11 protein-coding genes are annotated in these 11,905 nt (G+C 40.7%); 1 reads left to right on the top strand and 10 read right to left on the bottom strand.

Annotated elements, in window-relative coordinates:
* Window positions 1-58 precede the first annotated feature (58 nt).
* The 9 genes from ACFSVN_RS05815 to ACFSVN_RS05855 all read right to left on the bottom strand — a co-directional run bounded on the left by ACFSVN_RS05815 (window position 59) and on the right by ACFSVN_RS05855 (window position 9,518).
* The gene (locus tag ACFSVN_RS05815) at window positions 59-574 is read right to left on the bottom strand and encodes a hypothetical protein (protein WP_390299948.1); all 516 of its coding nucleotides are present in this window, start codon (window positions 572-574) and stop codon (window positions 59-61) included.
* Window position 575: 1 nt separating this feature from the next.
* Complete coding sequence (locus tag ACFSVN_RS05820; RefSeq protein WP_390299951.1) at window positions 576-911, bottom strand: hypothetical protein; 336 nt, start codon at window positions 909-911, stop codon at window positions 576-578.
* Window positions 912-913: 2 nt separating this feature from the next.
* Window positions 914-1,543, bottom strand: coding sequence for an RNA polymerase sigma factor (locus tag ACFSVN_RS05825; protein WP_390299954.1), 630 nt, complete (start codon window positions 1,541-1,543; stop codon window positions 914-916).
* 61 nt (window positions 1,544-1,604) lie between these two features.
* The gene (locus ACFSVN_RS05830) at window positions 1,605-2,093 is read right to left on the bottom strand and encodes a Spy/CpxP family protein refolding chaperone (protein ID WP_390299957.1); all 489 of its coding nucleotides are present in this window, start codon (window positions 2,091-2,093) and stop codon (window positions 1,605-1,607) included.
* A 73-nt stretch (window positions 2,094-2,166) separates the two neighbouring features.
* The gene (locus tag ACFSVN_RS05835; protein ID WP_390299960.1) at window positions 2,167-2,898 is read right to left on the bottom strand and encodes a M48 family metallopeptidase; all 732 of its coding nucleotides are present in this window, start codon (window positions 2,896-2,898) and stop codon (window positions 2,167-2,169) included.
* Window positions 2,899-2,911: 13 nt separating this feature from the next.
* Complete coding sequence (locus tag ACFSVN_RS05840) at window positions 2,912-3,547, bottom strand: peroxiredoxin-like family protein (RefSeq protein WP_390299963.1); 636 nt, start codon at window positions 3,545-3,547, stop codon at window positions 2,912-2,914.
* A 248-nt stretch (window positions 3,548-3,795) separates the two neighbouring features.
* Window positions 3,796-5,055: a hypothetical protein gene (locus tag ACFSVN_RS05845; RefSeq protein WP_390299965.1), complete on the bottom strand. Its 1,260-nt coding sequence runs from the start codon at window positions 5,053-5,055 to the stop codon at window positions 3,796-3,798.
* A gap of 153 nt (window positions 5,056-5,208) precedes the next feature.
* Window positions 5,209-7,452: a DPP IV N-terminal domain-containing protein gene (locus tag ACFSVN_RS05850; RefSeq protein ID WP_390299967.1), complete on the bottom strand. Its 2,244-nt coding sequence runs from the start codon at window positions 7,450-7,452 to the stop codon at window positions 5,209-5,211.
* 191 nt (window positions 7,453-7,643) lie between these two features.
* Complete coding sequence (locus ACFSVN_RS05855; protein ID WP_390299969.1) at window positions 7,644-9,518, bottom strand: heavy metal translocating P-type ATPase; 1,875 nt, start codon at window positions 9,516-9,518, stop codon at window positions 7,644-7,646.
* A 291-nt stretch (window positions 9,519-9,809) separates the two neighbouring features.
* Here ACFSVN_RS05855 and ACFSVN_RS05860 point away from each other — a divergent pair, with 291 nt between their 5' ends.
* Window positions 9,810-10,835, top strand: coding sequence for a porin (locus ACFSVN_RS05860; RefSeq protein ID WP_390299972.1), 1,026 nt, complete (start codon window positions 9,810-9,812; stop codon window positions 10,833-10,835).
* Window positions 10,836-10,929: 94 nt separating this feature from the next.
* Here the strand turns inward: ACFSVN_RS05860 and lgt are convergent, their stop codons facing one another.
* Window positions 10,930-11,769, bottom strand: coding sequence for a prolipoprotein diacylglyceryl transferase (lgt, locus tag ACFSVN_RS05865; protein WP_390299974.1), 840 nt, complete (start codon window positions 11,767-11,769; stop codon window positions 10,930-10,932).
* Window positions 11,770-11,905: the final 136 nt, after the last annotated feature.

An 11,905-nucleotide genomic window follows, 5' to 3' on the forward strand; every position in this document is an offset into this window, starting at 1 on the left:
TCATAAAACGAATGATACTCAAGTCAACACATGTTAATTACTATTACAGAGCAATGAATTACTGATCTTTTTTTCTCTTGTTTCTGTCTTGTCTGTCACCCTGATCTTTAAAGTATGTTCTAAGCATCATTTCCTCAAACCTGGATTTTTGCTCATCATTCAGGAGCTCATTTATCTCAGTCATATGGCTATAAAGTAACCCTTCAATATTTTCATATTGGTCTGTAAGCAGGTTTAATACGGAATCTCTTTTAGCTTGATCTTCAGCATCTTCACTCATTATAAATTTAAAATAAGCTCTTCGGTGTTGTTCAAGGCTGTCTCTGAACATTCGAATTTCACGATAATGTTCCCGGCGAACTTCTATAATGATTTCTGCCTGCTGATCTGTTATCCCAAGCTCCTCTTTCATGTATTCTTGAATCGAGTCGCTTTTATGCTCCTGATCGCGATGCTTTCGCCAATCTTTACCATCGGGTTGATTTATCCAGATGGTGACCAAAGTTGCGGCATTGAGTAAGATCATGATGATCAAACCTGTAAGTGCCCAGCGGTATTTTTTTTGAATATCCATACTATTCTTCTTCAAAGGATTCATAATAACTCAGGTCAAACACCTGATATTCATATGCTATTTCATCAATAAATTCTTGTTGTATTGGTTCATTATCCACAAACTGATTTCCGTAAAGGGTAATAGATGCAATATTCAGTGTCAGGAAAATAACCACAGCCGCCATAGAAAAGGCAAAACCAAAACTGAAAGACTCTTCATTCTCAGCTTGATCTCTGTTTTCCAGTTTTGCTGAAAGCCTGCTGTAGAAAAACGGGTCTGTTGTAGCCGGTACCAATCCCTCCAGCGCATTCAGGGTCTTATTCACTTCCCTGTCTATATTCTTTTGGCTTTTCATGATCAGTCGATTTCGTTTTGTTGGTAATAAGAGTGTAATTGTTTCTTCAGGTTTTCCTTGGCCCTGTAGATAAGTGACTCTACCGCGGGAACACTAAGCTCCATTACATCAGCCACTTCCTGATAGCTTAATCCTTCTACTTTTTGCAACGTAAAAGCTACACGCTGTTTCTCGGTAAGTTTTTCAATTTCCCTGAATAGAACCTGGGCCCGTTCTTTATTTTCCAGCTGTATACCTGGGTGCATAAATTCAGACTGATCCGGTTCATTCTCAGTTTCATTAAATATTGAACTCAGTGCTTCAAAGAACCCTGCTCTCTTCTTTCGCTTGCGATATCGTATTAACTCCAGCGATTTTGTAACAGCAATTCGATAGATCCAGGTAGAAAGTGATGCATCTTCACGGAAGTCTCCGATAGAATCAAAAACCTGGATAAATACCTCTTGCGAAACATCTTCAGCATCGTGTGGATTTCGTAAGAATCCTAAACAAGTATTATAAACCCGGTCTTTATGATCATTAACCAGTTGTTTAAATGCTCCTTCATCCCGCTCTTCAAGTTGTTCTATAAAACCTGATTCTTCGATCTGTTTTGCTTTTATATGTATTGCTGTTCCGCTGTTAAGGTGCATGATACTAACCGTAGAGGTGAAATAAAATGCAGGGATGTTATTCCCTGCATTTTGATCTAAGCTACTTCATCCCAAAACGAGATTGCCGTTTCATGGAATTCTGTTGGTGTGCATCAAACTTAATACGCTGTTCTGGAGTCAAGAGCTCTCGAACTTGCTGCATATGAGCTGTTCTCATCACCATCATAGCGGTTCTTAATTCTCCGATCTCTTCGATCAGTACATTGACTGCAGTTTCATCATACTCTTCAGACATTCTGAGCGAGCGCAAAAGGGCATTTTTTTCCTGCATTTTATTTCTGAGAATGATCATGCCTTTCTGTCCATTTAGATGAATCTCTTCAACCTGAGCTTTTTGTTCGCTAGTGAGATTCAACCGGGACATCATACGTTGCTGATTCTGACCTTGTCTGTCAGTACGATTCAGCATTTGTTCCTGACAATTGGCTTTTACTTGGCCCTGCATTTTGTTTCGCTGTTGGGCAGAAACATCAAAAGTCAATACAATCAATAAAGCTGATAAAACGGATACTTTGATATTGTTTTTCATGGTAATTCTCCGCATCAAATTTGTGTTCATTAAATTAGATGCCGGTCATTTGAAAAACCTTCGGGAGAAAAAATCAGCAATCAGAAATAGTGGATCTTCCGTTTAGTTCGTCTTTTAAGTTCTTCCATTCGGGTAAGAAGGTACTCATGAAAGTATAAAAACGTTTGTTATGCAGCCGTTCAAGCAAATGGACCATTTCGTGTACTACAACATATTCCAGTAATTCCGGACGTTTTTTTGCAAGTTCCAGGTTCAGCCATATCCGCCGGTCCCTGATGTTGCACGTGCCCCACCGGGTTTTCATTAATTTCACCCCAAACTCATTAACCAGAACACCCATTGGCTTTTCCCACTTTTCAATCAGCAGCGGGATCTCTTCTTTTAGTCCGGCTCTGTACCATTCTTTAAGTACGGATGATCGTTTTTCCTGAGATGACTCCGGGCGAACCTGAAGACACAGTATATTTTCATCACTGACAAAAACCCTGGGGGCTTCATTTTTCTCGATTACCAGAAGCTTATACTCCTTTCCCTGAAATAAATGCTTTTCCCCCGAAACAAACTGTAAGGGTACTCTTTTTGGAACTTCTCTATAATTTGATAAATGGTTACGTATCCAGCTCAGTTTACTTTGAATGAACTTGATCACAGAGCTTTCAGGAATTCTGCGAGGTACAGAAACCCGGATTTGCTGTTCCCGGGGATAGACTCGCAGATTGAGGTTTTTCACATTTTTTCGGATCACAAGGATCTCTAGTCCTGATACATGTAAATGTTGCTTACTGAAAACCTTTCTTTTTCCCATTGATCAAGCAATCTTAGTTCTCATAGTATACGCTTGCGGCCTTCAATAAAACTTCCCCGTTTATTCGTTCTTTATAATCAGGGTTTACATAATTGAATTTTACGATCCCATCTGTATTTACAATATAAACAGCCGGAACAGGCAACAGGTGATGGTCATAACCGGAATCCCCTTCAAGGTCCAGACCAATTGATTTATACCTGTCCACGGTTTCCTGATCTACCTTAAAGGCAATGCCAAAAGCCTTGGAGACATTCATCGGGCTGTCTGATAATAAAGTATAACCTAATTCATTTTTATCCAGGGTAGCTTTTAGTTTTTCAGGCTTATCCGGACTGATTGCAAGCAATTGATAACCGATCTCGTAAAGCTGTTCTTCGATTGCGTTCAGATCTGAAAGCTGCCGATTACAATATGGGCACCATCCTCCACGATAAAAGACTAAGATAGAAGGTTGTTGAGAAACCAACTCTTTCAAGCGAACAGTTTCATTATCAATATTCTTCAGTTCAACATCGGGGATCTCAGAACTGACAAGTAACGGGTTTACCTCATTGGCATTTTGGGCAAAGTCTTGGGCGAGAGCAACATTAAATGAGTATAAAGAAATTGAAATAACGATAAAAAGAAGAGGGAAAGATCGGTACATCTTAAGTAGGGATTTAATTAATAATTGGCCATTGAGTTCTTTTAGAACTAAATGTCGGTGCTCACTATTTATAATGTTGTACTATTAACTGAAATAAGATACTGCTATCTATGGAGACCGAAAACATTTATAACTGATCACCGGGAGTTGGGGTATGATCATGACACATTCCCAATTCACACTATGTATTCCGATGTAAGAAAGGAGAGAAACTTAAGAAAGTGGAAGAGATTAAGTCCGGAAAGTGATCAGAATCTTGTATTCACCACATTGTTGTAGATAGAACCAAAATTAAACTCAAAGCCAATAGATCCTCCATAATTATATGAAGTAGCTTGTTGCTTCAGATTTAGCAGACGTTCTTCTTCAGTAAGATCTCCTGCAGCCAAGCTTATTTGATCGTTAATGAGTGAGTACCGACCATCAAAGAAAATTGACAAGCCTTTAAGCACTCGCATATTAACCCGGAAACCCATATTCAATCGATTTTTGCTTGTGTCATGCCAATAGGCTTGTGCATCTAACCAACCATAAACACCACCCCAGGGCTGTGTGAAGTCTGCACGAAATCTGAGTTCATTTCTTAGAAGGAATTCCTCATCCTTGTTCAGGATCGTGGTTTCCACATAGTCATACTGCGAAGCGAGCAGCCCGTATCTTAAGGTCACTTCACGGCGATTGTGTTCCCGATATGGAAAAAGACTGAATTCAATTGACGGAGTGGCACCATAGCTGAGGTTAAGGTTATCCTGAGTAGAAGATCGGAAACGAGCATAACCTCCAATGGTCCAGTGATCGCCGAGACTTTTTGCAATAAGTGAAGTTAAATTTTGGTTCTCGGTAATAAATACATCCACCTCAGTGGAACCATCTTCCTGATCTGTTCTGAATACTCTTCGTTCATAGTTTTGATTGAAATCTAAAGTGATCTTCCATTCTTCCGTGATCCTTCTGGCATCAAAGCTTCCACCAAACCAATTATTTGCACGAGATTGTTCTCCACTAAACCTGGTGCTGGCTCGAACTGAAAAGATCCAGCTATTCCAGGGATCTACATTTTCTACATCATCTGTAGCTTCACTCATTGTTCCCGAGAAATTCACATTCAAATCGGATAGAACAGTTCGATCGGCGAGGAAATAGACCAATCCGAGTTTTACATGTCTTACCAGCCGGTTACGCATCATGTCATTGGTATCAGATTTTGGACTGATAAATTTCAGGGTATGAGATTTATCGGAGATATAGCCTAACCCAATGAAGTTTAAAGTATGCTCCCAACCCCCACTTCCGGTTTGTTGCAGGGTAACCAGTAAGTGGAGTTCCGCATCGCCCTGATCTCTGACAAAGTTAATAAAGTTAACTTCAGAACGTATAAAGCTCCCATTGCAACCGCGGCAATCCAGAAACACATTTATTGTTTCTTTTGCTTGGTCACTTCCATCTTGTGCGAAAAGTGTTGCTGGTATTAATAAGAAAAGTAGTGGTAAAAGTTGCCTTAGGTTCAATGTGCTGTAGATCGATCATTAATAATGTATTTTCATAAGGTATGAAAACTCCTGCTTAAGCTTTGAAAAAAAAGCTTAAAAATTGAGGATACAGATTAGAAAATGTGACTCAAAGTTATCCCTTAGTTAGGGGACAACTATGAAGCCAAAAAATTATTCTGCATTTTTCAGATGCTCATCCAGATACTCAGTGTAAGTTCTGTATAAAAGCTGATAACTTGTTTGGTTATAAGCTACACCATGGGCTCCGGGGGGGTAGATTCTCAGATCGGCATCTTTACCTTGATCAGTAAGTGCTTTAACGAGCTGCATGGTATTTTGCATATGCACATTCTCATCCATGGAGGAATGGGCAATGAATATCTTACCCTGCAGTTTGGCAGCGTGTGTGGTTACTGCACTTTGGGCGTAACCTTCTTCATTATCCTCCAAAAGTCCCATATATCGTTCGGTGTAAATAGTATCATATAATCTCCAGTCGGTAACCGGAGCTCCAACTATAGCCACTTTGAAAATATTGGGATGAGTTAAGATAGCGAAGCTACTCATATACCCGCCATAACTGTGACCGCGGATTCCTACACGTTCTCCATCTATCCAATCGTATTCATCAATCAGATAATTTGCAGTTTCGGCAAAATCATGAGCTTCCCAGTGACCAAGATTTTTATAAACAATTTTCTCAAAATCATGCCCATATCCGCCACTGCCGCGATTGTTGACATTCACGATCACATAACCTTCTTGTGCCAGCCACTGTGTCCAGCCACTGCTTTCCCAGGAATTATACACGCCTTGCGCTCCCGGCCCACCGTAAATATTGAAGAGTAGGGGATAGGAACTGTTCGGATCGAAGTCAATAGGCTTGATGATAGATCCATCCAGCTGTTGGCCATCTGAGGTTATAAATGAAAAGAGTTCTTTGGGAGCATATACCTTATTCTCTACATACTTTGACACAGTGGCATTATCTTCGAGTTTCCTCAGTAATTCTCCGGCTGTTGACCAGAGTTCAACCTGTCGCGGAGTGTTTATGTTCGAATAGCGGTCAATGTAAAATAATCCATTATCACCCATTGAGATCGCGTGGTTTCCGGGTTCAACAGTATGCTGTTCTTTTTGTGATCCGTCAAATTTAATAGAATACAAATGACGTTCCAGCGGACTTTCTTCAGTTGATGAGTAATAGATAAACTCGGATGAAGGATTTATGGCATGGATATTAGTTACTTCCCAGTTCCCGTCCGTAACCTGATTGATCAGCTCTCCGGAATAATTATACCTGTAGATGTGATTGAAGCCATCCCGTTCAGAAACCCAAAAAAACTGTTCCACTTCTTCCGGGAAAAAGAAATAGTGATCGATCCCTGCAAAGAAGTCGAAAACATCGATCCATCCCTCTTCATTCTTTTCTTCCATGATGAGTGTTCCATTTCCTGAGGATGCATCAAAAAAATGAAGTTGGAGGTGATTCTGTGGACGGTTCATCCATACAATGGCCAGGTTCCCGGGCTTACTTGTCCAGTAAAATCTGGGCACATATCCATCTTTTAGGTCCAGGTCCATCCATGTATTTTCTCCGCTTTCAACATGTACGGTCCCGATCTTAATTCCGGGATTATCTTGTCCTACTTTTGGATATGGAATTTCTACGTATTCAGGATAGGTGCCAGCATAATCGGTTGAGACAAAGAGCTCTACGTCTCTTTCATCGGTTTGCCAATAGGCAATATATTTACTGTCGTGCGACCAGCTCCATGCCTGAGCAAGTCCGAACTCTTCTTCATAAACCCATCCAAAGCGGCCGTTATAAAAATTTTCAGCACCTGAATCGGTTAACTGTGTTTCTTTTTCTTCATTCAGATCATATACGAAAAGATCACCTTCACGTTCAAACCCAACTTTAGATCCGTCTGGAGAGAGTTCAGCAGTCATAGCATCTTTAACCAGCACATTTAGTTCACCGCTTTCAACTTCATAATAATAGTAGTCAGAAATTCCTGAGCGGCGGTATATAGGGCGGAAGTTAGACTGAAAAACGATGAAGCGAGAATCATCTGTCCATTGGAAGGAGTTATATTGAAAGGTCTCATTAGTTCCGGGGATCTGGAAATCAGAATTTACAAAAATGAGCCGGTCTTCTTCCGTAGCCGGATTGTAAGATCGGATCTCAGAGGCACCGGTCTCAGAATTACGTTGAGTATAAGAATACTGATCTCCGTCATTGATCCATACCACATTGCTTGGTCCGTTGCTACCGCTGAGCTGCCCTCCGGCATATAATGCCTCTTCGAAACTTATATATCTGCTTTTTTCCTGAGCATTAGTTTCCGCTGTTAGCGAGGCAACGGTCAGAAAAAAGAGTGTTAAAATGGAGGTTTGGAATAGTCTTTTCATAGTCTTTGAGAAATGGGTTGTTCAGTAATGTTAGGTAAAACGTCAGGTTCCAAAATTGTTAACAAGTTTGATGATAAAAAATTGGACAGCTAATTTCTGAATTTAATGAAAGATCAGAATTTGAAAAGCATTCAGGGCTAATATTTAATTGATACCGGGTATCAAGAATAATATGAGGCAGGCCGGAAAACTTAAGAATTCTTCAATAGCCTCAAACCGTTTAAAACTACTAAAAGTGTACTTCCTTCATGACCTATCACTCCAAGTGTTATAGGTAAGTCGAAAAGGAATACGGAGCTTACCAGCATTGCAATAACAGCCAGGCTAAAAATGATATTTTGCCAGACAACAGTTTTTGCACGGCGAGCGAGTCGTATCATATATGGAAGCTTTGTAAGGTCGTCTGACATCAATACCACATCGGCAGTTTCTAGAGCCACATCAGTTCCTGCAGCTCCCATAGCTATTCCCAAATGACTTGCGGCAAGTGCCGGTGCATCATTAACGCCGTCTCCAACCATCGCAACTGCTTTTTTTTGGGATAGTTTTTCGATAAGCTCAACCTTTTGATCTGGCAGAAGGCCGGCATGGTAGTTTGTAATATTAAGTTGTTCGGCTACATTCTGAGCTACATTCAGTGAATCCCCGGTTAGGATGGTAATGTCAACGATACCTAAATCAGCAAGTTCTAATATTGTAGGTGCAGCCTGCTCACGGATTTGATCAGCTAAAGCCATCGCTCCTATCATAGAATCATCCTTTGATACATAGATCACTGTTTTTCCCTGGTTCCTGAATTCTTCTAATGTATTGTTAAAGTCCTCCGATAGGTCTTTAAGGTTATCCTCAAATAAATAGCGGTTCCCTATCTTAAGCTTTGCTCCATTTACTTTTGCAGAAATTCCTTTTCCGATGATGGCCTGGACATCTTCAGCTCTTATAAACTCAACCTTTCTTCTTCTTGCCTCATTTACTATTGCTTCGGCAAGATGATGTTCTGAATGTTCTTCAGCTGAGGCAGCAAGACGAAGCAACTCATTTTCCGATCCTGAAATTGGAATGATGTCAGTTACAGCAGGTTTACCTTTAGTCAGAGTTCCTGTTTTATCGAATGCAAAAGCCTGAATTCCGGCAGCTTGTTCAAGGTATGCTCCCCCTTTAAAAAGAATACCTGAGCGTGCAGCATTTGCTATGGCAGAGAGAATACTGGCAGGGGTAGAAATGATCAAAGCACAAGGTGATGCAACCACCAGGATGGTCATAGCTCTATAAAATACGGGGTCAAAAGGCTGATCAAGTATATAATAGGGTATCAGGATAAGAGCAATAGTTGAAATAATAACGCTGATGGCATATTTAGATTCAAACTCATCAAGAAACCTCTGTGTTTCCGCTTTTTTATTCTGGGCCTGCTCTACCATTTTAATGATCTTGGCGAGTGTGGTATCACCGGCTCCTCGGGTTACTTTGATCTCCAAAATACCGTTTTCATTGAAGGTAGCTGCAAAGACTTCAGCTCCCTCTTCTTTAAATACAGGGGCACTTTCTCCAGTGATAGCAGATTGATCAACGGTACCTTTCCCGGACCTGATGGTTCCGTCAATAGGAATTCTTTCGCCGGGTTTTACGACAATGATGTCTCCGAGTTTTAGTGCCTCAACGGGTACTTTTTGTTCGGTACCATCTGCACTTCTTACCAACGCCTCAGCTGGCCTTAGTTTCATCAAAGAACGGATGGCATTCCGGCTACGCCCCATAGCAAAGTGTTGCAAGGTATTACTAAGCGAAAACAAGAAGAGCAACATAGCGCCCTCGAGCCAGTAATCGATGAAAGCAGCACCGGCTGCAGCTAATATCATTAGCACGTCAACATTACACTTGCCCTTCATTAAAAATTGTACACTTTCGGTCAACCCAAAGTAGCCGCCGGATAAGTACGAGGCTACATAAAAATATCTCGCGGTATCCTCAGTGATCAGGTCAAACAATGATCCAAAAAAGCCAATACCAAGACTTAACGTACAGATCAGGGTCAGTAAAACCTCAGCCTGATGTTCTCCGGACATTCCCTTTATATTGCCTCGAATAGATTTATAAGTCATATGATAGGATAAGTTTAAGCTAATAATAGATGAATGATTATAAATAAACTATCTAAATAAGCAGGTTAACCAAAAGTGGAGGCTTCAGATCAAGTTTTTTATTGTCGAAGAATTGGGAAGGTCATTTTTTCCTTTAGTAAATGTGCTTTTCGTCGATAAAAAGCTCAAATGAATTCACATCATGTTCATAATGATGTGATATATACGACAGCTTTATAGGCTTTAATTAATTACTAATAATAAATAAACAACAGGATGGAGATAATTAAATACGGAATCTTAGGACTTATAATAGTCATGGCCGGCACGTTTTCCTTTGAAACTTCTGCACAGGACAATTCAGAGACAGAAAGAATAGAAGCATTGAAAGACATGGTAAAAAGTGAGTCTTTCAACGTGAGCGGACTCATACATTCAAGAGGGATCTTTAATTTTGATGAAAATGGAGATCGATATTTTAAGGTTCCACACGCCCGAATAAAAGTTAGCGGGAAACTGGATGAGGGATTTAGCTACAATGTTCACTTTGATGCCGCCGCGAGTTCAACTGTGGTTGATGCTTTCATTGGGTATAAATTATCCGACAATGCAAACATTACCATAGGAATCCAAAAACCCGGAGTGAGTTATGAGTATCTGACAGGACCTCATAAAGTCGATTTTGTAACCCGAAGTACGGTTGTTTCAACACTTACCTCTCATCGAGATATTGGTGTGAAATTTCACGGCGGGTTAACCGGTGATCTTAATTATACCTTTGGTATCTATAACGGAAACGGATATGGAGCGAATGACAATAATAAATTCTTTTATGCAGGAAGGATAGATTATAACTCTTCATTGGAAGACGGATCTTTGATCGTGGGTGTGAATGCCTCATATGGAGAGCATGCAAACAGAAATTTATCCTCAAACCTGTTGACCATTAACGGAGAGAGAATTACTTATGGCGGTGATTTCAGATATGAGACAAGCAGCGTGATCTTAGCATCTGAAGTGTTGGGTGCCGAACTTGAGTACACCGGCTTTACGGAAGCGGATAACGTGTTTGGGTTTCATGTAACCGGTGGATACAAAGTGACAGAAAGTGATCATATACTACTTCGATATGACAGTTTCGAGTCTGATTTACTCCCGGCTGCAGATCAGGAAAAGATCATATTAGGTTTTACAAGGTTTCCTACAACAAATACCAGGTTCAGAATTAACTACCTGTTGCCTGTAGATGATACTGCGTTCAGTAATCACGGTTTGGCACTGAACTACCACATTTCTTTTTAAAGAAAGATCACTTGATTCGAGATCACAGTCCTCAAGACCAATATGGGGACTGTGATTTTCTTAGTTAACTGCTAACAGTAAACTAGTCTTAGTTTCAGGAATCTGCCTTTTTTAAGTTCGTCCCCTCTTCCTTCCAATTCACCATTTTGGTCACAATATAGAGCCCGATCAAGACCAAAGGAATACTCAGTATCTGTCCCATATTAATGGCCCATTCACTGGCGAAGTCGGCTTGTGGTATCTTAGTGTACTCAAGAAAGAATCGCCCGGAAAACAATAAGATCAAAAAGGTGCCAAACAAGGAGCCACTGGGAGGGTTAGACTTATATTTTTTATAGATCGTCCATAGAACTGCAAAAACGAGTATACAAAGCAACGCTTCATAAAGCATGGTTGGGTGCCGGGGTATCATACCTGCAGGTCCTGGCAGGTTTGAAAAGATAACCCCCCAGGAAGCATCAGTCTCATGCCCATAGATCTCAGAATTCGTGAAATTCCCCAAGCGGATAAAAGCGCCACCTACCGCTGTTGGAATTACTACCCGGTCGGCAAGCCACCAGAAGTTCATCTTTGGAGTTTTCTTAGCCATATAATACATGGCAATGACAATACCGATAGCCGCACCATGACTTGCCAAACCACCGTTCCATACTGCCAGAACCTGATCTATATTCCTGAGGTAGTAAGATGGATCGTAAAAAATAACATGACCCAGTCTTGCGCCTACCACAGTACCAACAAGTATCCAGGTAAGGATGTTTTCCATTTCTTCAACCTTACGCCCGGCATCTTTCCACATCTTTACGCCAAACATATACCCGGAAACGAAAGCGCCTGCAAATAATATTCCGTACCAGCGGGGAGCGATAGGCCCGAGTTCAAATATTACAGGGTCTATACCCCAAGTCAGGTTATCAAGAAGTGCTAAGATCATAATTGTGATTCAGTGAAAATTTCTCCCCGAAAATAAGAACCTGACTCCGATTAAAAAATAAAATGTAGTGTATGAGAATTCAGAACACTGGAATCAGAACACAGAATAATCTGCCCACTGTGTTCTGAGTTCTTAA

The sequence above is a fragment of the Gracilimonas halophila genome, assembly GCF_042684365.1.
Lineage (GTDB): Bacteria > Bacteroidota > Rhodothermia > Balneolales > Balneolaceae > Gracilimonas > Gracilimonas halophila.

Excerpts from the sequence above, each read along its gene's own strand:
- ACFSVN_RS05820 (WP_390299951.1), bottom strand. The coding sequence starts at position 911 with ATGAAAAGCCAAAAGAATATAGACAGGGAAGTGAATAAGACCCTGAAT.
- ACFSVN_RS05855 (WP_390299969.1), bottom strand. The coding sequence starts at position 9,518 with ATGTCCGGAGAACATCAGGCTGAGGTTTTACTGACCCTGATCTGTACG.
- ACFSVN_RS05830 (WP_390299957.1), bottom strand. The coding sequence starts at position 2,093 with ATGAAAAACAATATCAAAGTATCCGTTTTATCAGCTTTATTGATTGTA.
- lgt (WP_390299974.1), bottom strand. The coding sequence starts at position 11,769 with ATGATCTTAGCACTTCTTGATAACCTGACTTGGGGTATAGACCCTGTA.
- ACFSVN_RS05840 (WP_390299963.1), bottom strand. The coding sequence starts at position 3,547 with ATGTACCGATCTTTCCCTCTTCTTTTTATCGTTATTTCAATTTCTTTA.
- ACFSVN_RS05815 (WP_390299948.1), bottom strand. The coding sequence starts at position 574 with ATGGATATTCAAAAAAAATACCGCTGGGCACTTACAGGTTTGATCATC.
- ACFSVN_RS05835 (WP_390299960.1), bottom strand. The coding sequence starts at position 2,898 with ATGGGAAAAAGAAAGGTTTTCAGTAAGCAACATTTACATGTATCAGGA.
- ACFSVN_RS05850 (WP_390299967.1), bottom strand. The coding sequence starts at position 7,452 with ATGAAAAGACTATTCCAAACCTCCATTTTAACACTCTTTTTTCTGACC.
- ACFSVN_RS05860 (WP_390299972.1), top strand. The coding sequence starts at position 9,810 with ATGGAGATAATTAAATACGGAATCTTAGGACTTATAATAGTCATGGCC.
- ACFSVN_RS05825 (WP_390299954.1), bottom strand. The coding sequence starts at position 1,543 with ATGCACCTTAACAGCGGAACAGCAATACATATAAAAGCAAAACAGATC.